Below are 25,359 nucleotides of genomic sequence, written 5' to 3' on the forward strand. Positions count from 1 at the left end.
ATTCCAACCCCACCGTCGGGTCCTCGAACCCACCCCCCGCCGGAGCGGGGCTGATGGCTCCTCCACCTTATTAGGCAAAGTGTCGGACTTTCGTACGGTCTCCTACTCCGGTGCCGTATCGAGCACCGGGAGGTGGACGGCGAGCAGAGTGACGTCGTCGTCCTGCTCATACCCTGCGAGCATGCCCTCAACAAGGTACTGGAGCATGTGCTGTGGGTCGCCCACCACCTCCGGCCGCGCCTGGGACGCTACGGTGACAAGTTCTTCGAGACCGGTGGCGACGGCGCGCTTCCGGTTCTCAACAAGTCCATCGCTGTAGAGCACCACGGTGTTACCGGGCTGGACGAAAAACTTGTGGTGGCCCCGCTCGGAACTGACGCCCAGCGGCGTGTCGGGCTCGGCGGCCAGCAGCCAGGGCTCGGTGTGCTCGCCCACGACCAGGGGCGGCGGGTGCCCGGCGTTGCTGAGGTCGATCTGGCCGGTCTCGGGGTCCAGGACGAAGTAGACGAGCGTGGTGACCTGGTCGAGCCCCTCGGTGGCGTCGAACATGCGGTCCAGGCCGGTGAGCACGTCGGCGGGTTCGGGCATGCTGAAGGCCAGCGCCCGCAGCGCGTTGCGCACCCGGCTCATGCCGGTGGCGGCCTTGATGCCCTTGCCCATGACGTCGCCGAGCACCCCGGCGATCCGGCCGTCGGGCAGCGGGAACGCGTCGTACCAGTCGCCGCCGACCTGCACGTGCTGGGTGCCCGACCGGTAGAACGCCTGCATCGAGATGCCCTTGACCTTGGGGAGGTCCTCGGGCAGCAGGCTGGCCTGGAGCGCCTCGGCGGTGCGGTGCTCGCGCTCGAACAGCTTGGCGCGCTCCAGGGCGAGCGCGCACTGGCCGGCCAGCGCCTCGAGGAAGACCTTCTCCTCGTCGGAGATGTCGCGGGCGGACGAGAAGGTGAACCGCAGGGCGCCGATGGGCTGGCCGGCGCTCAGCAGCGGCAGCGCCACCCAGGCGCGTTCGTCGGTCTCGCGCAGGAACGCCAGGACCTCGGGGTCGTCCTCGACCAGTTCGCGGAGTTCGGCGGGGTTGCCGGCGATGAAGGGGCGGCGCTCGCGCACCGCGGTCTCCATGGCCACGCGCAGGTCGCCGGGCGCGGCGGCTGGGACCGCGCGCCCGCCGGGCACCGCGGAGTCGTCGCGCAGCACGTGCAGCCGCAGGTTGTCGCGGTCCAGCTCGCCCACGGTGGTGGTGTCGGCGCCCACGGCCGACTGCCCGATCTCGGTCATGGCCTGCACGACCTCGCCGACGGTCAGCGCCTCGGCGAGGTCGGAGGTGGCCTTCTGGAGGCGCACGGTGCGCAGCGCGGCCTCGCCCAACTGCTGGGTGAGGCGCTGGCGCATGTCGTCGGCGTCGTGCTGGGTGGTGATGTCGCTGTGGGCGCCGACCCACTCCATGAGGGTGTCGCCGCGCATGATGGGCACCGCCCGCGAGCGGTAGTAGCGGAAGTCGCCGGACTGGGTGCGCACCCGGAAGATCTCGTCGAAGGTGGTGCGGTCGGCGACGGCGTCGGTCCAGGCGCGGGCGACCTGCTCGTGGTCGTCGGGGTGGGCGGCGTCGAGCCAGCCGCGCCCGAGGTACTGCTCGGCGGTCTGGCCGGTGATGACGCGCCAGTCGGGGCAGTCCTCCTGGACGTCGCCGTTGGCGTCGGCGGTCCACACGACCTGGTTGGTGGCGGTGAGCAGGGAGCGGTAGCGCTCCTCGCTGCGGCGCAGCGCGACCTCGGCGCTGAAGCGGTCCGAGCAGTCCACGGCGATCAGCACCACGCCTTCGAGGGTTCCGTCGGACCCGGTGGCCGGGTGCCAGGACAGCGCCCACTGGCGCGGGCGGCCGGAGGCGTCGGGCGGCCCGCCTTCGAGGCGGTGCTCGCTGTGCACGGTGCCGGCGCCGCTGAGGACGGCGGCGACGGCGGAGTCGTGGGCGGCGCGGTCGGGGTCGCCCTCAAGGAGGTCGGCGGGGGTGCGCCCGTGGCACTGGGCGGGGTCGCGGCCGTAGACCTCGGCCAAGGCGCGGTTGACGCGCTGGAAGCGGCCGGCGGAGTCGAGGAGGGCGAAGCCGATCGGGGCCTCACGCAGCAGGACGTCCAGCAGCGCGGAGTCGACGGCGCCGAGTTCGGACATGCGCGGGGGCGGGACGGACGTCTCGGTGCTCAACAATGACACCTCCGGGGTCCTTTCCCCCGTTCGAGGGGGCTCGCCGGTGCGAGCGCCGAAAGCTTAACGAATGTGGTCCGGGCCGCCGCGGGGACGGGAGCGGGACGTCGGGGGCATGGCGGGCGGGGCACCCGGTCACTCACCTGCCGTCCAGGTCGAGGCGGTTCCGGCCGCCCCCCGCGGCAACCGGCCGGAGGTCGCCACCGCATCAGCATAGGCCACAACCGTCTCGGCGGGAGGGGCGCGGGCACAGCGGAAAGTCAGGGCTCATAGCGGAAGGTAAATAATACGCCGCCGCGCCCATCCTACGGTCGTGCGCCGGATTTGGGGGGCCGTTTTCTGAAACGTGGGTGGTATGTCCTGCGAAAACGCGGATGTCCGCCGCGCCGCGGCACTGGCGGGGCCGGCGTCCGAAACCGGCGGGGGGCGGGTGTCCGGGCGCCGGAGCCCGCCCGCGAGGCGCCGGTTCCCCGGCCTGGACGGGCTTCCGGACGCCGGCGGGGGCTGCCCATTAACGCGGTCCGCAAACTCCGGATAAGGCAGACCACTATGGCGCAAGCACGCCGCAAAGGCTCGTTAAGGCAGCGGCTTGCGGGGGTTGACACCCCGGGATAACGAAGTGAAATGGATGGAGGTCGCCGTCCAGCCGCTGCCAGTGAGAGGGCGTGAACGAGGATGCTCCAGACTTATCCCGTAAGCGATCTCCACCGCATCGCCGGCCAACTCCACCACGAGTTCGCCGCCCTGTCGCGCCGCTGCGTCGAACGCTGCGTCGACGACACCTGGAAGTGCGCCGAGCACCTCGGCCTCAGCGTCACCCCCGGCCTGGTGGAGCGCGTGGCCCGGGAGCACCTCCAGGCGATGGTGAAGTCCGCTCCGCAGTCCGGACTCACCGCCGCGCACTGACCCGCACTGCCCCGCACCGACCGCCACCGCCGCGCGCCCACCCGCGCCCGCCCGACCACCACCGCCGCGCCTCGCGCGCCGCCGCACCCGCGTGCCCGGCCGCCCGCGGTGGCCCACGCGCGCCCGCCCTGACCAGGCGCCGCGCGTCCCCGGCCCGCCCCGGCCGCCGCCCGCCTCAACGCGCGTCCCGCCACGCGATGCGGCGACCGCCCGGATCCGCCCTGGCCATCGGCGCGGTGCCCTAGGCTCTGGAATGTCCGTACCGCCCCTCCCAGAACAGCCGGACCCCGATTCCATGCCAGACGATGTCTTCAGCGAGATGCTGCGCGCGGCACGCTCGTTCCTCGCCATGCGCGATCCCCTCGACGTCGAGGTCGGCGTCAGCAAGATGCTCGGCTCCTGGTGGGGGCGGCGCATGCCCGGGGTCGACGTGGACCGCCTGTTCGGCGAGGGCCTGGTGGCCCACGCCGCCGACTCCGGCACCCCAGCCGGGCTGGCGCTGCTGACGGGCATCGCGGTGCTGGGCACCTCGGTGCACCAGCGCGAACTCGCCGAGAAGGGCGCGGCGGCGCTGGTCGAGCGCGGCACCAACCGCCCGGTGTGGGCCGACGCCCTGGGCCGGGCCCGCCCGGTGGCCGCCTACACCTCGGGCAACCGGTTCGGCGACACCGACGACGTCATCTGCGTGTTCCGCTACGGCCCCGAGGAGGCGCCCGGCGACCCGGCCACCGGGTCGGGGGCCGAGCACGCGCTCATCGCGGTCATCGACCACAACAGCGGCGGGGTGCTGCGCGACTGCTGGGTCAGCACCAAGGTCGACCGGCTGCTGGCGCACTGCCGCGCCCAGGCCGAGGGCGGCGACCCCATGGCGGTGTTCTCCACGATCCGGCTAGAGCGGGCGCGGGCGCTGCTGGACTCCGCGCTGCGCTCCACCGACCGCGCCCTGGCGGGCGGCACCGGCATGAGCGTGGCCGACAGCTCGCTGGCCGCCCACAACGCCCTGCTGCGGTCGCGGCTGCGCAGCCTGCCGCGCGACCCCCGCGACCAGGTCAGACCCGGGCGCAGCCGCGACCGGCGGGCCATGCTGGCGGCGCGGTTCCTGGCCTCCGACGCCGCCGCCGACCTGTCGGACTCCTTCGCCGCCAGCCGCTGCGTGGACCACATCATCGCCTACGGCTGCGACGTCGACGGCGACCGCCCGCTGCGGGTCAGCCCGCGCAAGGTCGAGGCGTTCCTGCTGCGCTGGCTGCCGCGCCGGGTGATCCTGCTGCCCGAGGAGCACGAGGCGATGCCGCACGTGCTGGCGGCCTGGATCCGGTGGGCCGGGCCGCGCCACGGCCTGCCCGAGGTGGCGGTCGACGCCACCCTGGACGCCCTGTGGGAGGCCACCGCCGCGTTCACCACCTCCTACCCGGACATGGCGTCGTCCTTCGGCCTGCGCCAGGAGGTGGTGCGCCGGCTGATCCCCGACGGCGACCTGGCCGCGCTGCCCCGCCGGATGTTCGCGTTCCCGCTGCTGGCCGGCGACCTGCTGGAGGAGTCCGCCGAGGAGTTCGACCCGGCCACGCGCGAGGGGCGGCGGGCGCTGCTGCGGCTGGACCACTTCGGGGAGTACGACGCCCCCGTCAAGCACAAGGGCAAGCACTCCACCCACCACGCCGACGCGCTGGCCGCCGCCGACCCCGCCGCCACCGAGGAGGCGCTGGACGCCCACGAGCGGCTGGCCGAACGCCTGTGGAAGGGCGACCCGCCGGCGCTGTGGAGCGCCGCCGAGCGGCTGCTGGACCGGGGCCAGTCGCGGCCGGCGGTGCTGCGCACGCTGATGGGCGTGGTCGAGGACGCCGAGGGCGAGGACGACGTGGCGGCCCGCCTGGAGGAACTGTAGCCGGCGCGGTCGGCGCGGCCCGCGCCCCGCGCTACTCCAGCATGCGCTCGCGCAGCGCGGCCAACTCCTCGGGCGACAGCCCCAGGCCCTCGGCGGCGTAGGCGTCGAACGTGCCGTAGGCCCGCTCGACCTCGGCGAACGCGGTCTCCAGGTAGGAGGTGCGGCACTCCACCATGGGCCACACCAGTTCCAGGTCGACCCCGGCCCCCTCGACGGCGGCGCGGAAGGACTCCTGGAGGCCGCCCAGCCGGCCGTTGCTGGCGAGGTAGTCGGCGAAGACGGTGTCGCGGGGCACGCCCAGCAGGGTCAGCAGCAGCGCCGCGCCCCAGCCGGTGCGGTCCTTGCCGGCGCTGCAATGGAACACCGTGGCGCCGGGGGTGGCGGCGATGCCGCGCAGCAGGGCGGCGTAGCCGGCGCGGGCGTCGGCGCCCGACACCAGGATCCGGTTGACCTCGTGCATGAACCGCTCGGCGCCGCCGTCGGCGAACACGGTCCGGGCGCGGGCGGGGTCGGAGAGCACCGCGACCAGGTCGGCGCCGGTGGAGTGGTCGCCCTGGACGTCCAGCGGGGTGTACTCGGCGCCCTCGGGCAGGCGGTCGGGGTTGCTCTGCCGCTCGAACACGGTGCGCAGGTCCACCACGCGGCGCACGTCCAGGTCGGCCAGGGTCGCCAGGTCGTCGTCGCCGAGGCGGTGCAGGGCGTCGGAGCGGTAGGCGACGCCCGCGCGCACGCGGGCGCCGTCGCGCGTGGTGTACCCGCCGAGGTCGCGGAAGTTGGGTGCGGAGGGGAGCACAACCGTGGCTTCGTTTGTCACGGACGCGACGATACCGACCGGTTGTCCGGTTGTGTCCGCCGCCCTCCGCGCCCCGCGCCGGGGCGGATCACACGGCCGGGGCGGTGCCGCGCAGGGCGGGGATCTGCTCGCCGGCCTCCTTGACGTCCTTGACGGTGTCGACGCCGCGCCAGAAGCCGTCGATGCGGTAGCCGAACAGCCGGCCCTGCTGCGCGAGGTCAGGGAAGGTGCTGGACTCGTGGTCGCCCTTGAGGGGCAGCAGTTCGGTGGCGGCGCGCTCGAACACGTAGACCCCGGCGTTGATCCAGAACGGCAGCAGGGGGCTCTGGGTGAAGCCCTCGATGGCGCCGTCGTCGGTGACGTCGACGATGCCCCAGCTCGTGCGGTACTGGGCGAGGGCGAGGGTGACCAGTCCGCCCTTGGCCCGGTGGTAGGCGGTGAACTCGTCCAGCGGGAACCAGGTCAGGACGTCGCCGTTGAGGGCGAAGTAGGGGTCGGCGGAGTCGCGCAGCCCCGAGGCGGCGTAGCGCAGCGCGCCGCCGCGCCCCAGGGGTTCGTCCTCGACCAGCAGGGTGATCTCGGGGCCGTGCGCCCGCCGGTCGAGGTGTTCGCGCAGCACCTCGGCCTTGTAGCCGCAGGAGACCACCACGTGCTCCACGCCGTGGCCGGCGAGCCATTCCAACTGGTAGTCGATGATGGGGCGGTCGGCGACCTCGACCATGGCCTTGGGGCGGGTGTCGGTGTAGGGGCGAAGGCGGGTGGCCTGGCCGCCGGCGAGGATGACGGCCTGGCTGATGGGGGCGTTGGCTCCACTCATGTGCCGGACACTAGCAGGGGCCGCCCGGCCCGGGCGCGGGCCGTCCCCAGGGCCGATCCCCCGGCCCGGCCGCGCGCCGCGCGGGGGCGCCGCGGCCCTTCAGCGCTGGGTGACCTCGGCGTAGGCCTGGCGGACGTCGGCGCTGGTCACCCGGGTGAGGTCGGCGGCGGTGGCGGAGTCGCCCAGCTCCTCGGCGACGCGGACGTCGCGGTGGGAGCACGCCTTCTCGAACAGGGAGCGGGCGAAGCGGCCGTTGCCCAGTTCGTCGATCCAGCCGGAGTCGCACACGTAGCCGAAGATCTTGCGCAGGTCCTCGCGGGCGGAGGGGTCGAAGGTGTCGCCGGTGCGCTCGGCCACCACCTGGGCGATCTCGGTCAGCTCCTCGGGGGTGTAGCTGGGGAAGGCCACCCGGACGTTGAACCGGGAGGACAGGCCGGCGTTGCTGGCCAGGAACCGGTCCATCTCGGCGGGGTAGCCCGCCAGCACCACGACCAGCCGGTCGCGGTCGTCCTCGGCCCGCTTGAGCAGGGTCTGGATGGCCTCGGAGCCGAAGGCGTCGCCGCCGCTGTAGCCGGGGTTGGCCAGGGAGTACGCCTCGTCGATGAACAGCACCCCGCCCAGCGCGCGGTCGACCAGCTTGCCGGTCTTGATGGCGGTGGCGCCCAGGTGCTCGCCGACCAGGTCGGCGCGCTGGGCCTCGACCACGTCGGCGCGGCTGAGCAGGCCCAGCGCGGCGAAGACCCGGCCCAGGATGCGGGCGACCGAGGTCTTGCCGGTGCCCGGCGGCCCGGAGAACACGAAGTGCCGCATCGGCGGGTGGTTGCGCAGCCCCTGCTCCTCGCGGAGCTTGGCCATCTGGAGCTGGGCCACGATCGAGCGGACCTGCCGCTTGACCGGCTCCAGCCCGATCATGGCGTCCAGCTCGGCCAGCGCCTGCTCGATGTCGGGGGTCTCGCCGAAGCCGGGCAGCCGCCGGGTCAGGGAGTCGAAGGCGGTGGCGATGTCGGGGGCGCGCACGGTGACCAGCTCGCGGGGCTGGGGCCGGCCCTGGTCGGCCTCGGCGGTGACCACGCGGACGTCGCGCGCCTCGGCGGCCTTCTCGACCAGGGAGCGCACGAACCGGCCGTTGCCCAGGTCGTCGATGGCGCCGCCGCGCACGGTCTGGTCGAAGCGGCGGCGCAGCGCCGGGCGGGCCTCGTCGTCCAGCAGGTCGCCGCGCTGCTCGAACAGGTACTCGGCGATGCGGTGCAGCTCGTCGGCGGTGTAGCTGGGGAAGGTGATGCGGGTGGCGAACCGCGAGGCCAGGCCGGGGTTGGAGGCCAGGAAGCGGTCCATCTCGTCCTCGTAGCCGGCCAGGATCATGACGAGCCGGTCGCGGTCGTCCTCGGCGCGCTTGAGCAGGGTCTGCACGGCCTCGTTGCCGAACCGGTCGGGCTGGCCGTCGCCGTCGTTGACCAGGGAGTACGCCTCGTCGATGAACAGCACCCCGCCCAGCGCGCGGTCGACCAGCTCGTTGGTCTTGATGGCGGTGGCGCCCAGGTACTCCCCGACCAGGTCGGCGCGCTGGGCCTCCACCACGCGCGGGGTGGGCAGCAGCCCGAAGGAGTGGAAGACGGTGGCCAGGGTGCGGGCCACGCTGGTCTTGCCGGTGCCCGGCGGCCCGGAGAACACCAGGTGGCGCAGCGGCTTGTCGACGGCATAGCCGGCGTCGGCGCGCAGCCGGGCGGCCTCGATGGAGGCGGCGATGGCGCGGACCTGCTGCTTGACCGGGTCGAGCCCGATCATGTTCTCCAGTTCGGCCAGCGCCTCGTCCACCGGGATGGGCGCGGCGTCCTCGCCGGGGTCGCGGGCGGGGCGGGCGCGCCGCCCCTCGGCGGCGCGTTCGCGCGTGTCGGGGCGAGCGCCGGGCGGGGGCGCCCCCCGGGTGGTGGTGTGGCGGGTGGGCGGCGGCGCGCCGAGTTCGCGCATGGTGCGGCGCAGCCGGTAGGCGGCCACCGCGCGCCAGACCAGCGCCAGCCCGGCGCCGGCTGCGGCGCACACCAGGCCGAGGGCGGGCGGCGCGGAGCCGGCCAGCATCCCGGCCAGCGACACGCTCATGCCGACGATGAGGGCGATGAGCAGCGCCAGCAGGGTGGTGTGCCAGACCGGGAACTCCTGGATGCGGGTGGCGGCCAGCGACACCGCCAGCGGCAGCAGGGGCAGCAGGAGCAGGAACGACGCCTCGGCCACCGGGATGGGGATGAGGAAGAGGGTGTAGGCCAGCGCGGTCCAGCCGATGGCGATGACGGTGGTGGCCACGGCGTCGGTGGAGCGCATCAGCGCGGCGAACACCAGCAGCGCGGCGACGGTGACGGACACGGCGGTGAGCACGGGCAGGCCGGTGAGCAGCGCGGCCACGGCCACGACGGTGACGGCCACCAGCGCGGCGACGGCGCGGGTGCGCAAGGCCACCCCGTAGTAGGCCGCGCGCATCCGCCCCAGGGCGGAGGGCCCCTCGGGCCGCTCCGTGGTCTGGGAGCGTTCGTCGCGCGGCATCCGGCGTCCCTTCGCTTGCCTTAACGGGTCCATATTGCCGCGAAACGCGGAACTTTCATAAGGAGCCGGGCCCGGCGGGGGTCCGTGTCGGGTGCGCGGCGGCGCCTACAGCAGGGCGGTCTGGCCGTCGGGCTGCGGCCGGGGGCGCCGCAGGTGCCGCCACTTGGGCAGGTCGTCCAGGTAGGCCCAGCTCATGCGGTGGTGGGGGGTGGGGCCGAGGTCGGCCAGGGCGGCGCGGTGGACGGGTGAGGGGTAGCCCACGCCGGTGGCGAAGCCGTAGTCGGGGAAGTGGGTGTCCAGGCCGGCCATGTAGGTGTCGCGGTGCACCTTGGCCAGCACCGAGGCCGCCGCCACGCTGACGCAGCGCAGGTCGGCCTGGATCTGGGTGCGCACCCGCCAAGGGCTGCCCAGGAAGTCGTGCTTGCCGTCGAGGATCACGGCGTCGGGGCGGTGGCGCAGCCCGGCCAGCGCGCGGGAGGCGGCCAGGCGCAGCGCGCGGGTCATGCCGAGGTCGTCGATCTCGGCGGGGTCGGCCTGGCCGAAGGCGTGGTCGCGCACCCAGGGCCGCAGGAGTTCGGCCATGGCGGCACGGCGCTGGGGGGTGAGCCGCTTGGAGTCGGTGAGCCCCTCGGGCGGCGGGGTGCCGTCGGTGACGGCCGCGCACACCACCACGGGGCCGGCCCAGGCGCCGCGGCCGACCTCGTCGACCCCCGCGACCAGGGCGGCGCCCTCGGCGGCGAGTTCGCGTTCGAGGTCGTAGCACGGGACCGGCGGGGCGGCGGCCGGTGCCGGGGTACTCGGGGATGTCTGGACCACGGGACAAGCCTAGGGGTTCGTGCGCCGCCGCCACACCCTTTACGGCGGGATACCCAGGCGGTTTTCGCCCGGCCACCGCGTGTGACGCCCAGGCACGGCGGTCACGTTCGGTAGTTTCCGCTTGGCTCGACGTGGGCGAGGAGAGGGGCGGCAGGGGTGAGGCGGAGCACTCGGAGCACGAAGGGCGCAGAGGGCGCGGAGGGCGCCGTGGCGCTGTACGACGTGGCGGCCCTGGCGGGCCGGATCGCGGCGGCCTGGATCGTGGCCGAGTACGCCTGGGGCGCCCTGCCGGGGTGGTGGGGCGCCGGCGCCGGCCCCTCGCCGCTGGGCTGGGCGGTGGTGGGCTGCGCGGCGGCGTTCGCGGCGGGTGCGGCGCCGCGGGTGAGCGGCGCGGTGCTGGCGGCCGTGGCGGTGAGCGCGCTGGGGCCGCCGGTGGCGGCGGCGGGCGCGGGCGGCGCGGCCGGGCCGTGGTGGGTGGCGGCGGCGGCGCTGTGCGTGCTGGGGGCGGTGCGGCCGGGCCGGCTGGCGCTGGGGGTCCGCCCGCGCCGGCGCGGGCGGGCGGGGCGGGGGCCGGAGGGGGCGCGCACGGGCGCGACCGGTGCGCGGCGGTCCGGGCGTCGGCCTGATGAAGCGCCGCCACTCCCGTATCCTGGTGGCCGGGCCGCGTTCGGGCGGCCTTCCCGTACCTGACCTTGTCCGCCCGGGCACCCCCGCGCCCCGGGGCGGACCCCGCTCACCCCCGAGGGGAACACTCGCTCATGTCCGCCACCGAAGAGGGCTCGGTCGCGAAGCTCATCGAGATCGCCCACCCCCCGACTCCGCGGCAGCGGCTGACGGAATGGGCGTCGCGGCCTCCGGGCCGGCTCTACATCCCGGCGTGCACCCTGATCGGGCTGATCCTGCTCTATGAGGAGAGCGTGCCCGGCGGCCACCTGCCCAGCTTCCTGCTCGGCATGGGCGGCGGCGCGGTGCTGGCGGCCATGGGGGCACTGCGGCTGGGGATCGCCATGAGCATCGCGCGGCCGATGATCCTGCGGTACTGGCTGCGGTGGATCTCGGCGCCGCTGATCGCGCTGGCCGCGATCGTGCTGTCGGTGACCGACATCCCGCTCCAGGCGCGCGTGGAGGCGTCGGTGTCGGCGCTGGACGAGGTCCGCCAGACCGCCGAGCCGGCCTCCACCATGCCGCTGGACGAGTGGGCGGGCATGTACCCGCTGTCGGCGCTGACCACGACCCCCGACGGCGTCACCCGCTACACCGTGCGCGGCGCGGGGCTGCTGGACGCGTCTGGCCTGGCCCACAGCCGCGAGGAGCTGCCCACCGACGTGTTCGTGGAGGGCCACGGCGGCGTGGTCTACGAGCACATCTTCGGCGACTGGTACTCCTGGAGCGAGTACTGAGCACCCGCGGGCGCGGGTAGGGCGGGCGGGCTCGGGCGCGCCGCGCCCTCCCCTCCCCCGCCTGTCCCTGTGCCCGCGCCTGCCTGCGCCGCCGCGCCGACACGCCCGGGTTCCCGAACGGCCCGTGGGTCTTGTCACCGGGCGTTCGGGCCCCGGGGGCGCGCCGTCTCACCTTTCTCTTATCAACGCCCGGTAGACATGGGTGCGCGAGAAGGTTGGCACTGACGTCCAGGGACGGGGACGAGATGACCGAGTTCATGACAACACTGCACCTTCGCATCCACGACGCGGTCACCGCGCTGAAGTCCGCGCGCGAGCGCGGCGACGAGGACCTGTGCCTGGTCCAGGCCGGCGAGATCGAGGACCTGGTGGAGATCGCCGCCCGGCACGGGGTCGACATCGACTGCGGGTACGGCGCGCTGGCCCACGCCGCCTGAGGGCGGTGCGGGCGACCGCACGCGAAAGGGGGAGGCCGCCCGGCCTCCCCCTTCGTCGTTGCCGCCTGAGGGCGGCGGCGCTCAGCGGCGGCGCTGCTTGCGCTTGCCGCCGCCCGAGCCCTGCTGGCGCTGCTGCTCCTGCTGGAGGTCCGCCACGACCTCCTGGGAGCGGTCGCCCGCCGCGGCCACGGCGCCCTGGGCCTGCCGGAACACGTCCTTGGCGGACTCGGCGAGGTCGTCGGCGCCGCGCCCGCCGGCGTCCAGCCGGGCGCGGGCGCCCCGGCCGCCGCCCCGGCGCTCGGCCAGTTCGGGCAGGAACTGGGCCAGCAGCAGGGTCGACAGCGCCGAGGAGTCGCCCCCGTTGCCGTCGGTGCGCACGACCAGCGGCTGGGGCGCGCGCTCGGCCAGGGTGGCGCCCACGTCCAGGCGGCGCCGGGCCAGCTCGTAGCGCAGCACCGCGCGGTTGTCGCGGTAGGAGGTGGCCAGGCGGCGCTGGGCCTTGGCCTCGTTCTGCGCGGCGACGAGGTCGGCCCGGCCGCGGGTCTCGATCTCGTAGCGGACGCGCTGGGCCTCGGTCTCCTGCTCCTCCAGCATCTGCGCGACGTCCTTGCGGGCCTTGTTCAGCGCCGCGTTGACCTCGACGATCTTGGCGTCGCGGGTCTTCTTGGACCGCTCGATGTCCATGAGCAGGGTGTCGATGCGCCGCTTGCGGGTCAGCTCCCACTCCTGCTCGTAGGCCACCAGCTCCTTGGCGACCCGCTCGCGGGTGGCCAGGTGCTGCTGGTACTGGTTGGGCAGTTGGACGTCGGGGATGTTGCAGCCCATGATGCGCACGCCGTAGCGGCTGAGCTGCCGGTTGAGCAGCTCCTGCATGTCGGCGACGTCGGAGCCGCGCAGGTCGTAGGCGCTCTCGGTGCGCACCTGGCGGCTGCGCTGGCGGATGGCGTCCTGCACGGCGTTGGACAGCACCAGGTCGAAGTTGCTGGCGCCGATGCCGCGCACGAAGGCGACCGCGTCGGTGATGCGGAACTTCAGGAAGAACTCGATCGACTTCAGCGGCACGTTCTCGTGCGTGGGGCAGGCCAGGACCGGGGCGGTGTAGGGGATCTCGGTGGAGATGTCCACCACGAAGTCCACCCGGGCCCAGGGGTTCCACAGGTAGTGGCGGCCGGGGTCGAGCTGGCCGACCACGGCGCCGTAGCGGGTGAGGACGCCCACGGTGCCCTGCTCGATCTCCACGATGGAGGAGCGCCACCACCACAGCAGCCCCAGCAGCAGGGCGGCCATGGCCAGCACCAGCGCGGGCACGGCGATCCAGGCCAGCAGCGGGCCGCCCGCGACGGCCAGCAGCAGGGCGGTGGTGACCAGGTAGAACGCCGCCCAGACGAGGACGGTCCAGCGCAGGCCGCGGCTGTCGCGCGGGATGACCACCGGCACCAGGGCGCCCTGGTCGCCGCCGCGCAGCAGGCGCGCGATGTCGTTCCAGGAGGCCAGGGCCTCCTTGATGCTGGAGCCGCCCCTGCCGGGTTCGGCCGACTGCTGGCTCATCGCGGACCTCCCTCGTTCGGGCCGGGCGTGCCGTGCGTCGGCCACGGCGGGGTCGGGCCGTCAGGGTCGGGGAACCCGCCCTCGGCCGGGGACTGCTGGGGCTCCTGCGGCGCGGCGCCGGAGGCGGTGGCCTGGGCGGCGCCGATGCGCTGCTCGACGGTGTCGTCGGCGACCGACTGGCGGATCTCCTCGATCCGGTCGGCGTTGGGGTCCTCCTCGGACACCGGCGCGGCCGGGCCGGTGTCCTCGTCGGCCTCCAGCACCCGGGCGATCTCGGCCTCGCGGTCGGCGATGCGCTGGGAGATCTCCGAGAGGCGGGCGCGGATGGCGGCCATGTCCTCGTCGGAGAACAACTGGGCCTCGGCCTCGCCGATGATGTTCTGGGCCACGCGCAGGAAGTCCACGCTGGTGTCGTCGGCGCCGCCGATGTGCAGCACCTGGGGCAGGCTGTCGGCGACCGACTCCAGCTTGTCCAGGAGGTCCTGCTGGTAGCGGTAGTTGAGGATCTCGGGCGCCTCGGCCGCGCTGACGGCGCGGATGTCCAGGGCCTGGGCCTCCAGCAGGGCGGCGTTGGCGTTGGCGGTGGACTCCGCCTCCACGAACCGCTGGCGGGCCTGGGCGCGCGCCCGGTTGGTCTCGCGCTCCAGGGCGGTGTCCATCTGCGCCTGGTACTGGGCGATGTCGGCCTGGATGGCGGAGAGGGTCTCGTTCAGCGAGGCCAGCTCCTTGTTGAGGTCGCCCTCGTTCTGCTCCTTGCGGAGCTGGAGCTCGTACTCGTAGGTGTAGGCCTCCTTGGCCACGCGCACCATCTCCGGAGCCGCGAGGTCCATGCGGTACTCCTGGCTGGAGGGCTCGGCGTGGGTGATGTTGGCGTTGGTCAGCCGCACGGCGGGCAGGAACTGCTGGTTGAGCTGCTCCAGCAGGCGGGCGGTGTTCTCGCCGACCATGTCGTAGATCTCCGACGCCTGCTGGTCGTAGATCAGGCTGCGCGTGACCTCGCTGATGGCGTTGTTGAGCTTCTCCTGGAAGCCCTGCACCGCGCCCAGCACGAAGATGAACTGCTCGGGGTCCTCGATCTTGAACTGCACGAACAGGTCGATGGACGCCTTGACGCCGCTCTTGGTGGGCGCCTCGCGGATGGGGGCGTTGAAGGGGTACTCGCGGGTGGTGTTGACGATGTAGGAGACCCGCTTCCAGGGGTTGAACAGGGTGACGCGGCCGGGGCCCACGACCTGCTCCAGCTTGCCGAAGCGGGTGATCAGCGCGGCGCAGCCGTCGGGCACCATGACCAGGCCCTGGCGCCACCACAGGAACGCGGCGACGGCCACGAGCAGCACCCAGTAGTGCACGCCGAAGAACGGGTTGAGGAACACCCCGGTGGCCAGGGAGACGGGGAAGGTGACGATCTGGCCCACGACACCCACGATGAGCAGCAGGATCACCGGCAGCATGGCGGTGAAGGTGCGTCCCCGGGGGATGACCATGGGGCAGATCACGTGCACCGGCCCGCCGGCGCCGCGCTCGAACGAGCTGCGGTTCAGCGCCTCGCCGGCGTTGTTGAGGGAGGTGGTCTGCTGCTCGACGCGCGTTCCCACGGAGGCGCCCTGTTCGCGGGCCGCCAGGAAGTCGCGCGGATCGAGCCCGAACCCCTCGGCCGCCTCGCCGAGCGCGTCGGAGACCGCCTGCCGGGGGTCGCCCCCTTGTGCGATCGAGGAGGCGGCCCCGCGCACCGTCTGCGCGAAGGACATAGGTATCGACTCCTTGCTGGGTTTGCGGAACTGCGGATATGACGCCGGCGGCGGGTGGGCGGTTCCGCGGTTCCTGCTGAGAGTCCCCGCATCGTCCCATATCAGGCAGGGGTTGTTAGCGGCTGTCCGGTAACCATCGCCTATCCATGTCCGCAAGCGGCCATAACGGAGGCCGCCGTTGGGCGGCTCCGAGGGGTGCGCTAGGACGGGTCGTCCCCGGGGGCCACGCCGAGGGCGGCCAGCAGGGCGGCGGCCGGCGGCGCGGGGCGGAAGCGGCTCCACACCAGGTACTCCACACGGGCGGGGGCGTCGCGGATGGGCACGGCGACCACGCCGGGGATCTCGGGGACGAACGCGGCGGGCAGCAGGCTGATCCCCAGGCCCATGCGCACCAGGCGGGTGATGAAGTCGGGCGCGGTGACCTCGAAGGCGACCTCGCGGGTCAGCCCGGCGGCGGCGAACGCCTGGTCGGACTGGGCTCGCCCGGCGGTGCCGGCGGAGAAGTCGACGAAGGTCTCGTCGGCGATCTCGCGCAGCTCCACCTCGGCGCGACCGGCCAGCCAGTGGTCGGGGGAGGCGACGGCCGCGAGGTCGCCGCGCGCGAGTTCGCGGACGCGCACGCCCTTGGGGAGCGTGCCGAGCGGCAGGCCGAGGAACGCGACGTCCATGCCGCCCTGGCGCACCTGCTCGACCAGTTCCTCGCTGCCGCCCACGCGCAGCCGGACCCGCACGCCGGGGTAGCGCGGCCGGTAGTCGCGCAGCAGGGCGGGCAGGTCCACGGCCGCCACCGTGGGGATGGCGCCGATGACCAGCGGGCCCCGGACCTCGCCGACCGCCGCGGCGGCCTCGGCACGCGCCCGTTCGGCGGCCTCCAGGGCCTGGCGGGCGGCGGGCAGGAACGCCTCGCCGGCGGGGGTCAGGCGCACCCGGCGGCTGGTGCGGTCGAACAGGCGGGCGCCGAGTTCGCGTTCGAGGCGGGCGATCTGGTGGCTGAGCGCCGACTGCACGACCAGGCAGCGCTCGGCGGCGCGGGTGAAGTTGGCGGTCTCGGCGACGGCCACCACGTAGCGCATCTGCTGAAGCTCCATGGGACTGATCGTGTCCCACGATCGTTTCCATGACAAACATGTGTTGGACTCATGGATGGGTCGGCGAGCAGGCTGAGGGCATGGCAAGCAGACAGACGCGCGGCGAGCGCGAGCGGGCGGCGGGGCCGCCCCGAACACGGGCGGGCGACGCGCTGGGCGGCGGTCTGCTGCTGCTGATGTCGGCGGCCACGGGGCTGGCGGTGGCGGGCAACTACTTCGCGCAGCCGCTGCTGGACGTCATCGGCCGCGACCTGCACCTCGGCCCCACCGGCGCCGGGCTGGTCGTGACGGCGGCCCAGATCGGCTACGCGCTGGGCCTCATCCTGCTGGTGCCGCTGGGCGACCTGGTCGAGCGGCGCGGGCTGGCGGTGGGGCTGCTCGGCGCCACGGCCGCGTTCCTGCTGGTGAGCGCGGCGGCGCCGAACGGGCCGGTGCTGCTGGCGGGCACCCTGCTGACGGCGCTGGCCTCGGTGGCCGCGCAGGTCGTGGTGCCCTTCGCGGTAGCGCTGGCCGACCCCGCGCGGCGGGGCCGGGTGGTGGGCACGGTGATGACCGGGCTGCTGCTGGGCAGCCTGCTGGCCCGCACCTTCGCCGGAGGCCTGTCGGAACTGGGCGGCTGGCGCACCGTCTTCTGGGTGCACGCCGTGCTCGTGGCGACGGTGGCGGTGCTGCTGTGGCGGCGGCTGCCCCGGCTGCACACGCCGGCCGGCCTGTCCTACCCGCGGCTGCTGGGCTCGACGCTGTCGCTGTTCCGCGACGAGCCGGTGCTGCGGTGGCGGGCGGCGATCGGGGCGCTGTCGATGGCGTCGTTCACCCTGTTCTGGACGGCGGTGACGTTCCTGCTGGCCGGTCCCGGCTACGGCTGGACCGAGGCCGCGATCGGCCTGTTCGGCTTGGTGGGCGTGGCGGGCACGCTGGCCACCCCGGTGGCCGGGCGGCTGGCCGACCGGGGACTGACGCAGTGGGTGACCGGCGGCGGCGCGCTGCTGCTGGCGCTGGCCTGGCCGATGATCGGCGCGGGCGGGCAGTCCCTGCCGTGGCTGCTGGGCGGGGTGCTGGTGCTCAACGCGGCGCAGCAGGCGGTGCTCAATTCCAACCAGAACGTCGTCTACGGGTTGGGCGAGCAGATTCGCAACCGGGTCAACTCGGCGTTCATGACGGCGTTCTTCGCCGGAGGCGCGGCGGGCTCGGCCCTGGCCCCGGTGGTGTGGGTCACCGCCGGCTGGGCGGGCGCGAGCGCGCTGGGCGGTGCGCTGGCCGCCGCGACGTTCGCCACCTGGGCCGCCGAACGCCGCTGGGCGGCCCGGCGCGGCCAGGGCGCGCTCCATGCGAAACCCCGCCCGAGGCGCCGCCCGGCGGGGCGGGTACGCGCGGAACACGCCCGAGGCCGCCTCAAGCCGTGACCCGCCGCCCGTTCCCCTCCCCTCATCCTCCTCTCCCCCACTCGTTCCCCCCTCGTCGGAAGGAATCGGCCATGCGTATCACCGTCTTCGGAGCCGCCGGAAGCGTCGGCCGGCACGTCGTCGCCGAGGCCCTCGCCCGGGGCCACGCGGTCACCGCCGTCGTCCGGGACCCGGCGCGGTTCGCCGGAATCCCGGCGGGGGCCGAACTCCGCACCGGCGACGCCGGGAAGGCCGCCGAGGTGGCGGAACTGAGCCGGGGCCGCGACGTCGTGGTCGGCGCGACCCGGCCGGCGCCCGGTCGCGAGCCCGACCTGGTGGACACGGCGCGGGCGCTGCTGGCGGGGGTCGGCCGCACGGGCACCCGGCTGCTGCTGGTGGGCGGCGCGGCCACCCTGACCGTGCCCGGAACCGGCACCACGGTGATGGAGGCGCCGGACTTCCCCGCCGACCTGGCGGCCATCGCGCGGGCGTGCGCCGAGCAGTTGGCCGTGTGCCGTGCCGAGGCCGGCGTGGCCTGGACCTACCTGAGCCCGCCCGCGCTGCTGGAGCCGGGCGGGCGCACCGGGCGCTACCGGCTGGGCGGCGACGAACTGGTGGTGGACACCCTCGGCGTCTCGCGGATCTCCACGGGCGACCTCGCCTCGGTCCTGCTGGACGAGGCCGAGCACCCCCGCCACCTCCGCGCGCGGTTCACCGCCGCCTACTGAGCCCGCGGACCCGGACGGCGCGGCCCGGGGGGGCGCCCACGGCGCGCGGGCGCGCCCGCCGGGGACGGCCGCGCCGGGTGACCCGTCGAACGCGCGTCCGCTCCGGGGCGCCCGGCCGAGCGGGCGGGCGGCGAGGGGGTAGCGTCGGCGGTGGAGCGCGGCCGGAGTCGTCCGGCTCCGGCCGTGCCGCCCGGACGCGACAGGAGTGCAGATGAGGGTTCCCAGCAGCGTGTACACCACGGCCGGCCTGATCGGCGGCTACGCCGCGGCCCGGACCACCGGCAACCGCCAACTGGGCGGCGCGGTGCTGGCCGCCTGCGGTGCGGCGGCGTTTCGCAGTTGGCGGCGCAGCGCGGGCCTGCCCACGGCCGCCGCGCTGTCGGCGGTCTACAGCGGGGCGTTCGGCCTGGCCCACCCGCTGGCCAAGCGGATGGGCGCCTGGCCCGCCGTGCTGGCGGTCACGGCCGCCACCGGCGCCGCGGCCCACGTGCTGGCCGACCGCCGGGGCGGCGCGCGCGACTAGCCGCGCGGCGAGGCGGGCGGAGAGGCGGGCGGACCCGGCGGCGCGGGGCGGCCCCGCGCCGCCGGGGCGGGCTCCGGTGGAACGGCGCCGTCCACCCGGTCCCGTGCTCGGGGGCTTTCAGCCCTGGGTGATGTAGGACTCCAGTTGCCGCCGGTCCTGCTCCAACTGCTGGATGCGGCTCTTGACGACGTCGCCGATGCTGACGATCCCGGCCAGGCGGCCGGCGGACAGCACGGGGACGTGGCGGACGCGGTTCTCGGTCATCACGACGGTGAGCGTGTCGACGGTGTCGTCGGGTGCGCAGGTGATGACGGCGGCGGTCATGATGTCGGAGACGGGTGCGGTCAGGAGGTCGGAGCCGCGCTGCTCCAGTCCGCGCACGACGTCGCGCTCGGACGCGATGCCCGCCACGGCACCGTCGCGGACCACCACGACGGCCCCGATGTTGCGCCGGGCGAGACGGGTGAGGAGGTCGGCCACTGTCGCGTCGGGTGGGATGGTCTCGACCCGCGCGCCCTTGGCGCGCAGGATCTCAGCGATCAGCATGTCGATCACCTTCCGATCGGTGACGAGGGGTTACCCGCCGCGCGATCCGCGTAATCAGCCGATCATCGCCTGCCCCGCCCGGGACGAGGTGGTCAGTGCCCGGACGACGCCCCGCCGCTGCGCGGGCATCCCCGGTTCCTCGACAAGCCCGTTCCCGCGCCGGGACCACGGCCGGGGTGAGGGCACCGACCCGATCCGGCCGCCGCGCCGCAGGACCGGGCTGCCCGCCTCGGTCACTCGGCGTCCGGCCACGCCGCCTGTGCCTGCGTCAGGAGGTCGTCGGGCACCGGCCCGTTCCTCGCCTCGAAGTCGGCCACGAGTTCGGCGACGGGATCCCGCTCCGGCCCGCGCCCGGCCCCCTCGTCCTCGCCGGCCTCTCCCACGACCCACTCGGCCAGCCGCCGATCGTCGCTCAGGCTGATGAGCTGGACCAGCGCCCAGTTGTCGCGGTGGTTGGGCGCGTCGAGGAGGTGGTCCTGCCAGTCCTGCGCGTATTCGCGCAGTGCCGCCACCATCTCGGCGACGGCCTCCTCGAATGTGGCACCGTCGGCCGCCACGGGCAGCCCGGGGATGAAGATCGACCAGCCGTCGGCCTCGGGCACCGCCTCAGCCCGCGATGGGGTGGCGGCGGCGAGGCAGTGCCGCAGGCGGGCGGCGTCGACCACGGCGGCGAGGAAGCCGTCGCGCCGGACGGTGGCCGCCAGGCCGCGCTCGGCGGCGGCGAGCAGTGCTGGGACGTGGGACGTCGCCTCGGTGGGGTCGTCGAAGTGCACGGCGGCCATGGTGGTACCTCCTCGGGTGTCGCACTCACCGTGCCAGCCGCCGCCGGGTACGCCAAACGCGCGGCGTACGTGGGCCCGGGGCGGCCCCGGCCTGGTGGCCGGGTCCGCCCTTGGGCGATGGCTTCGAGTTAGAACGGGGTGAGGGTGACCTCGAAGGACGACGGGGCGTGGTCCTGGATGTAGGAGGCGAACTCCGAGACGTCGTCGAAGGCGAAGCCGTAGGCGCGTCCGTCCGCGCTGGCCTCGTGCATGACGCGGGAGTAGTGGTTGGTGGTCGGGGCGGTGTAGAAGGCGGCGGCGTCGGTGACCGGGTGCTGGGCCGTGGTGAGCAGGGTCGAGCGGTTGAAGGCGGCGCCCAGGATCGCGGCCACCGGGCCGGTCACGCCGTCGTTGGGGGCCGCCAGCGCGCCGTCGCAGAACAGGACGTCGCGGGTGGAGGGGCGGGCGAAGGGCGCGACCCCGCCGTCGAAGGCCAGGCGGCCCGAGCCGTCGACCCGGCCGGTGAACGTGCCCGTGTTGGTGGTGACGCGCAGGTCGGCGCCGGAGTAGCGCGCCCACACCTCGTCGATGTAGGCGGCGTAGTAGTCGGCGCGGAAGCGGCCGTTGTCGACGCCGTGGCCGGGGGCGATCACGCGGAGCCGGTCGCCGACCACGAGCGGGGAGAAGTCGGGGTGGGCAGCGATCTCGTCGAAGACCATGGCGCGCCCGCCGGGCTTGAGCGCGCCGGTGGACTGCTCCCGCTCGCCGCTGAGCCGGATGGCCAGGGGCACGCTGAACTGGTCCACCATGGTCGTGTTGCAGTACATGCCGGTGTCGTTGTGGGTGAACTCCACCGTGTCGTGCAGGACGTTGTAGTTGGGGTCGCTCTCGACCCAGCCGGCCGGGTACTGGAGGGCGGGGCGGCCGTTGCCGTCGGCCACGACCTTGAAGCGGAGCTTGTCCTCCAGGGCCAGGTAGATCCGGCCGGACATGAAGGGCAGGGTCAGCCCGGCCGTTTCGGTGAGCGGGATGGCGTAGTCGGTGAAGCCGTTGTCGACGTTGTCGGACTCCTGGACCGGCGCGGCGGCGCCGTCGCGGGTGACGCGGCACTGCTGCCCGGTCGCCAGGTCGGTGCCGACGATGTAGACCCGCACGGCGCTGTCGGGGTAGCCGCTGTTGTTGACGAACGACAGCGGCAGGGCGCCGGCCTGGCCGGTGTCGGTGAGCTGGGCGGAACTGGGCCGGGCGCCGTAGGCGGCGGCGCCCAGGAGCGGGGCGGCCACGGCGGCGGCGCCCACTCCGCGCAGGAAGGACCGTCGAGCGATCATCGGGGGGATCCCTTCTGATGGGGGCGGGGCGGGCGCGCCGCGCGGCGGGGGCGGTCGCGGGGGCGGCGCGGGGGGGGGGGGGGGGGGGGCGCGGGGCGGCCACCCTGCTGGGGGGGGCGGGGGCGGCGCGCCGCGCGGCGGTCGCCGGTACGCGGCGCGCCCGCTTCAGGGGATGCGCCGCCCGCGCCCGGGTCGGGGAGGAGCGTCCGGGCGGGGGCGGCGTGGTGGGGCGGAACGCGAGGCGTCCGCACGCGAGGCGGCGGCGCCGGCCTCGCCTCTCCCCCACTGGGCGCGGGGGAAGTCGGTGCCGCCGCGGGCGGCGGGCGGGACGGCGGCGGGTGCGCGGCCCCGGAGGGGCCGACCGGCGGGGGCGGGATGCGGGGACGCGGCCGAAATTCGGTGCGCGCCCACGCGGCTCGCGCGAGGACGGCGCGGCGCGGCGGCCTCCGGGCCCCGGGCGGGGCCGACCGCGCGGACGTGAACCGGGGAACCGGCCGCCGCACCGATCCCCTGGCAGTGCGGGACGGGGGGTGGGGCGGCGGACGGCCGGGGGCGGGGGTGCATCTCGTCGTCCTCTGGGGGCAGGGAGTCGGGGAGATGGGGAGGGCTACGGCGGCGGCGCTGGGGCGCGGGCGGGGCGGCGCGACTGTGGCACTACGTGTGTTCGAGCATTGCTTTGTGTGGTTTAGGTTTGCTTTACCTCCCGCTGATCCGATGCTAGAAGCGGGACACCTGGGGCGCAAGGGGCGTCCCAGCACCCAGTGAGGCGGCGGGCACGCTGGGCGACGCCGCTGGTCCCGGCGCACGTCCGTACCGGTCCCCGGCTAAAGGGCCGGTGAACTCGACCGCTCCCCCGCCCGCCGACCAGACCGCCCCCGCGCCGGTCCGACTCCCCTGGTCGCCGGTTTTTTCACCGACTCGGCGCCCGCCGCACGGTCCTGGTGGCCCGGCGGCCCGGCGGCCCGGACAAGCGCCCCGAACGCGCGTGGGAGGGCCGGCGCGGTGCCGGCCCTCCCACTCTGGTCAGGGCGCTGTTCCGGTGTCCGGAACCCGCTGTCAGCTACAGCCGCTGGTGGAGCCGCAGCCCTCGCAGACGTAGCAGCTGCCCGACGGGCGCATCTTGGTGCCGCAGGTGACGCACAGCGGGGCGTCGGCGACGAAGCCCTGCTGGCGCTCTACCAGCTCGGTGGTGGTGTGCACCTCGGCGCTCGGGGCGGCGCGGCCGTCCCGCTCGGGGGCCGACTCCGCCGCGGCCTCGGCCGGGGTCACCGGCGCCGACTGCGCGTAGGACTCCACCTGGGCCGCGACCTGGGCGGGGTCCTCGCCGTTGGCCTGGGCGCGGCGCTCCTCCGCCGAGAGGACGCCCAGCGCGGCGCGCTCCTCATAGGGCAGGTAGTCCAGCGCCAGGCGGCGGAAGATGTAGTCCACCACCGACTGCGCCATGCGGATGTCGGGGTCGTCGGTCATGCCCGCCGGGTCGAACCGCATGTTGGTGAACTTCTCGACGTAGGTCTCCAGCGGGACCCCGTACTGGAGCGCGATCGAGATGGCGATGGAGAAGGCGTCCATGACGCCGGCCAGGGTGGAGCCCTGCTTGCCGAGCTTCATGAAGACCTCGCCGAGGCCGTCGTCGGGGTAGGAGCCGGCGGTGATGTAGCCCTCGGCGCCGCCGACCGAGAACGACACCGTCTGGCTGGGCCGCTTCTTGGGCAGGCGCCGGCGCACCGGCCGGTTGACCTCGACCACCTGCGGCGCGGGCGCCTCCTGCGGGGTGTCGGCGGCCTTCTTCTCGCCGGAGCCGGTGGACAGCGGCTGGCCGACCTTGCAGTTGTCGCGGTAGACCGCCAGCGCCTTCAGGCCGAGCTTCCAGCCCTGGAAGTAGATGTGCTCGAAGTCCTCGACGGTGGCCTCCTCGGGCACGTTCACCGTCTTGGAGATCGCGCCGGAGAGGAACGGCTGGACCGCCGCCATCATCTCCACGTGGCCCATGGGCTTGATGTAGCGCTTGCCCATGGCGCAGTCGAACACCTCGTAGTGCTCCGGGCGCAGGCCCGGGGCGTCGACCACGTGGCCGTTCTCGGAGATGTACTCCACGATCGCCTCGACCTGCTCCTGCTGGTAGCCGAGGTTGCGCAGCGCCCGCGGGATGGCCTGGTTGACGATCTGCATGGAGCCGCCGCCGACCAGCTTCTTGTACTTGACCAGCGAGAAGTCGGGCTCGATGCCGGTGGTGTCGCAGTCCATCATGAAGCCGATGGTGCCGGTGGGCGCCAGCAGGCTGGCCTGGGCGTTGCGCCAGCCGTTCTTGTCACCGGTCTTGAGGCACTTGTCCCAGGCCGCGGTGGCCGCCGCGTGGATCGCGCGGTCCATGGCGCCGACCAGGCGCACGTCGTCGTTGGCGGCGGCGTGCTTGCGCATGACGCGCTTGTGGGCGTCGGCGTTCTTGGCGTAGCCCTCGTAGGGGCCGACGACCCCGGCCAACTCGGCGCTGCGCTTGTAGGCGGTGCCGGTCATCAGCGAGGTGATGGCGGCGGCCACGGCGCGCCCGCCGTCGGAGTCGTAGGCGTGGCCGGTGGCCATCAGCAGCGCGCCGAGGTTGGCGTAGCCGATGCCCAGCTGGCGGAAGGCGCGGGTGGTCTCGCCGATCTTCTCGGTCGGGAAGTCGGCGAAGGTGATGGAGATGTCCATCGCCGTGATGATCAGCTCGGTCAGCTTGACGAACGTGTCGATCTGGAAGGTGTCGTCGTCGCCGAGGAACTTCAGGAGGTTGATCGAGGCGAGATTGCAGGAGGAGTTGTCCAGGTGGACGTACTCCGAGCAGGGGTTGCTGGCGGTGATGCGCCCGCTCTCGGGGGTGGTGTGCCAGTCGTTGATCGTGTCGTCGTACTGGAGCCCGGGGTCGGCGCACTCCCACGCCGCCCGCGCCATCTTGCGGAACAGCTCCTTGGCGTCGACGGTGGCCAGCACCTCGCCGGTGGTGCGCGAGGTCAGGCCGAAGTCGGCGCCGGTCTCGACGGCGCGCATGAAGGCGTCGGAGACCCGGACGGAGTTGTTGGCGTTCTGGTACTGCACGCTGACGATGTCGGCGCCGCCCAGGTCGACGTCGAAGCCGGCGTCGCGCAGCGCGCGGATCTTGTCCTCCTCGCGCGCCTTGGACTCCACGAAGTCCTCGATGTCGGGGTGGTCGACGTCGAGGACGACCATCTTGGCGGCGCGCCGGGTGGCGCCCCCCGACTTGATGGTGCCCGCCGAGGCGTCGGCGCCGCGCATGAACGACACCGGGCCCGAGGCGGTGCCGCCCGAGGACAGCAGCTCCTTGCTGGAGCGGATGCGGGAGAGGTTCACCCCGGCCCCCGAGCCGCCCTTGAAGATGATCCCCTCCTCCTTGTACCAGTCGAGGATCGACTCCATGGTGTCGTCCACGGAGAGGATGAAGCAGGCCGAGACCTGCTGCTGCGACGCCGTGCCGACGTTGAACCACACCGGCGAGTTGAAGCTGAACAACTGGTGGACCAGCGCGTGCTTCAGCTCGTGGTCGAAGATCTCGGCGTCCTCGTCGGTGGCGAAGTAGCCGTGCGCCCGGCCGGTGGCGGTGTAGGTGCCCACGACCCGGTCCACCAACTGCTTGAGGCTCCACTCGCGCTGGGGGGTGCCCAGGGCGCCGCGGAAGTACTTGCTGGAGACGATCTGGGTGGCGTTCATCGACCAGAAGGCGGGGAACTCGACGCCGCGCTGCTCGAAGTTGACCGACCCGTCGCGCCAGTTGGTCATGACGACGTCCCGGCGCTCCCACTCGACCGCGTCATATGGGTGCACGCCCGGCGTGGTGAAGACCCGCTCGATCTTCAGCCCCTTGCGCCGGTCCTTGCCCTTGCGGGCCGCCCCGCTGGCGGTCTCCGTCATCTCGCTCCCCCTGCTC

Annotated in this window: 20 protein-coding genes; 8 read left to right on the top strand and 12 right to left on the bottom strand. The window is 74.1% G+C overall.

Translation table 11 applies throughout. The features are described from left to right. Window positions 1–102 precede the first annotated feature (102 nt). On the bottom strand, window positions 103–2,166 hold the full coding sequence (locus LG943_RS17520; RefSeq protein ID WP_270073413.1) for a SpoIIE family protein phosphatase: 2,064 nt from the start codon (window positions 2,164–2,166) through the stop codon (window positions 103–105). Between the two features lie 708 nt (window positions 2,167–2,874). Between LG943_RS17520 and LG943_RS17525 the strand changes: the two genes are divergently transcribed. Beyond that, a complete protein-coding gene (locus LG943_RS17525) occupies window positions 2,875–3,105 on the top strand; it encodes a hypothetical protein (RefSeq protein ID WP_270073375.1) in 231 nt (76 codons plus the stop codon). A 319-nt stretch (window positions 3,106–3,424) separates the two neighbouring features. Beyond that, complete coding sequence (locus LG943_RS17530; RefSeq protein WP_270073414.1) at window positions 3,425–4,990, top strand: hypothetical protein; 1,566 nt, start codon at window positions 3,425–3,427, stop codon at window positions 4,988–4,990. Window positions 4,991–5,021: 31 nt separating this feature from the next. Here LG943_RS17530 and LG943_RS17535 read toward each other — a convergent pair whose 3' ends face one another. From LG943_RS17535 to LG943_RS17550, 4 genes are all read right to left on the bottom strand, one after another. Further along, window positions 5,022–5,804, bottom strand: a complete 783-nt coding sequence (locus LG943_RS17535; RefSeq protein ID WP_270073376.1) for a tyrosine-protein phosphatase — start codon at window positions 5,802–5,804, stop codon at window positions 5,022–5,024. A gap of 67 nt (window positions 5,805–5,871) precedes the next feature. Beyond that, window positions 5,872–6,600 carry a nucleotidyltransferase family protein gene (locus LG943_RS17540; protein ID WP_270073377.1) on the bottom strand — a complete coding sequence of 243 codons (729 nt, stop codon included), beginning with the start codon at window positions 6,598–6,600 and terminating at the stop codon, window positions 5,872–5,874. A gap of 99 nt (window positions 6,601–6,699) precedes the next feature. Beyond that, window positions 6,700–9,135 carry an AAA family ATPase gene (locus LG943_RS17545; RefSeq protein WP_270073378.1) on the bottom strand — a complete coding sequence of 812 codons (2,436 nt, stop codon included), beginning with the start codon at window positions 9,133–9,135 and terminating at the stop codon, window positions 6,700–6,702. Between the two features lie 105 nt (window positions 9,136–9,240). Further along, window positions 9,241–9,951, bottom strand: a complete 711-nt coding sequence (locus LG943_RS17550; RefSeq protein ID WP_270073379.1) for a ribonuclease HII — start codon at window positions 9,949–9,951, stop codon at window positions 9,241–9,243. A 207-nt stretch (window positions 9,952–10,158) separates the two neighbouring features. Here LG943_RS17550 and LG943_RS17555 point away from each other — a divergent pair, with 207 nt between their 5' ends. The 3 genes from LG943_RS17555 (at window position 10,159) to LG943_RS17565 (ending at window position 11,788) form a co-directional block, all read left to right on the top strand. After that, on the top strand, window positions 10,159–10,641 hold the full coding sequence (locus LG943_RS17555) for a histidine kinase (protein WP_270073380.1): 483 nt from the start codon (window positions 10,159–10,161) through the stop codon (window positions 10,639–10,641). Window positions 10,642–10,709: 68 nt separating this feature from the next. Then, window positions 10,710–11,351, top strand: coding sequence for a hypothetical protein (locus LG943_RS17560; RefSeq protein ID WP_270073381.1), 642 nt, complete (start codon window positions 10,710–10,712; stop codon window positions 11,349–11,351). Between the two features lie 245 nt (window positions 11,352–11,596). Beyond that, on the top strand, window positions 11,597–11,788 hold the full coding sequence (locus tag LG943_RS17565) for a hypothetical protein (protein ID WP_270073382.1): 192 nt from the start codon (window positions 11,597–11,599) through the stop codon (window positions 11,786–11,788). Window positions 11,789–11,869: 81 nt separating this feature from the next. On the opposite strand, the gene LG943_RS17570 is transcribed toward LG943_RS17565, so the two are convergent. From LG943_RS17570 to LG943_RS17580, 3 genes are all read right to left on the bottom strand, one after another. Next, window positions 11,870–13,336 carry an SPFH domain-containing protein gene (locus LG943_RS17570; protein WP_270073383.1) on the bottom strand — a complete coding sequence of 489 codons (1,467 nt, stop codon included), beginning with the start codon at window positions 13,334–13,336 and terminating at the stop codon, window positions 11,870–11,872. Then, entirely contained in the window at window positions 13,333–15,084 is a 1,752-nt protein-coding gene (locus LG943_RS17575; RefSeq protein ID WP_270073384.1) for an SPFH domain-containing protein, read from the bottom strand. Before LG943_RS17575 ends, LG943_RS17570 begins: the two co-directional genes overlap by 4 nt. 200 nt (window positions 15,085–15,284) lie before the next feature. Beyond that, a complete protein-coding gene (locus LG943_RS17580) occupies window positions 15,285–16,172 on the bottom strand; it encodes a LysR family transcriptional regulator (RefSeq protein ID WP_270073385.1) in 888 nt (295 codons plus the stop codon). An 80-nt stretch (window positions 16,173–16,252) separates the two neighbouring features. Here LG943_RS17580 and LG943_RS17585 point away from each other — a divergent pair, with 80 nt between their 5' ends. From LG943_RS17585 to LG943_RS17595, 3 genes are all read left to right on the top strand, one after another. Further along, entirely contained in the window at window positions 16,253–17,575 is a 1,323-nt protein-coding gene (locus LG943_RS17585; RefSeq protein WP_270073386.1) for an MFS transporter, read from the top strand. Between the two features lie 71 nt (window positions 17,576–17,646). Further along, on the top strand, window positions 17,647–18,282 hold the full coding sequence (locus LG943_RS17590; protein WP_270073387.1) for an NAD(P)-dependent oxidoreductase: 636 nt from the start codon (window positions 17,647–17,649) through the stop codon (window positions 18,280–18,282). A gap of 211 nt (window positions 18,283–18,493) precedes the next feature. Next, window positions 18,494–18,805: a hypothetical protein gene (locus tag LG943_RS17595; protein ID WP_270073388.1), complete on the top strand. Its 312-nt coding sequence runs from the start codon at window positions 18,494–18,496 to the stop codon at window positions 18,803–18,805. A gap of 117 nt (window positions 18,806–18,922) precedes the next feature. Here the strand turns inward: LG943_RS17595 and LG943_RS17600 are convergent, their stop codons facing one another. From LG943_RS17600 to LG943_RS17615, 4 genes are all read right to left on the bottom strand, one after another. Further along, window positions 18,923–19,351: a CBS domain-containing protein gene (locus tag LG943_RS17600; RefSeq protein WP_270073389.1), complete on the bottom strand. Its 429-nt coding sequence runs from the start codon at window positions 19,349–19,351 to the stop codon at window positions 18,923–18,925. A 233-nt stretch (window positions 19,352–19,584) separates the two neighbouring features. Continuing rightward, window positions 19,585–20,133 carry a prevent-host-death protein gene (locus LG943_RS17605; protein WP_270073390.1) on the bottom strand — a complete coding sequence of 183 codons (549 nt, stop codon included), beginning with the start codon at window positions 20,131–20,133 and terminating at the stop codon, window positions 19,585–19,587. 128 nt (window positions 20,134–20,261) lie between these two features. Beyond that, window positions 20,262–21,440: a glycoside hydrolase family 64 protein gene (locus LG943_RS17610; protein WP_270073391.1), complete on the bottom strand. Its 1,179-nt coding sequence runs from the start codon at window positions 21,438–21,440 to the stop codon at window positions 20,262–20,264. A 1,056-nt stretch (window positions 21,441–22,496) separates the two neighbouring features. Continuing rightward, complete coding sequence (locus LG943_RS17615) at window positions 22,497–25,343, bottom strand: vitamin B12-dependent ribonucleotide reductase (protein WP_270073392.1); 2,847 nt, start codon at window positions 25,341–25,343, stop codon at window positions 22,497–22,499. Window positions 25,344–25,359 lie beyond the last annotated feature (16 nt).

This window comes from Streptomonospora mangrovi (assembly GCF_027604915.1).
Taxonomy (GTDB): Bacteria; Actinomycetota; Actinomycetes; order Streptosporangiales; family Streptosporangiaceae; genus Streptomonospora; species Streptomonospora mangrovi.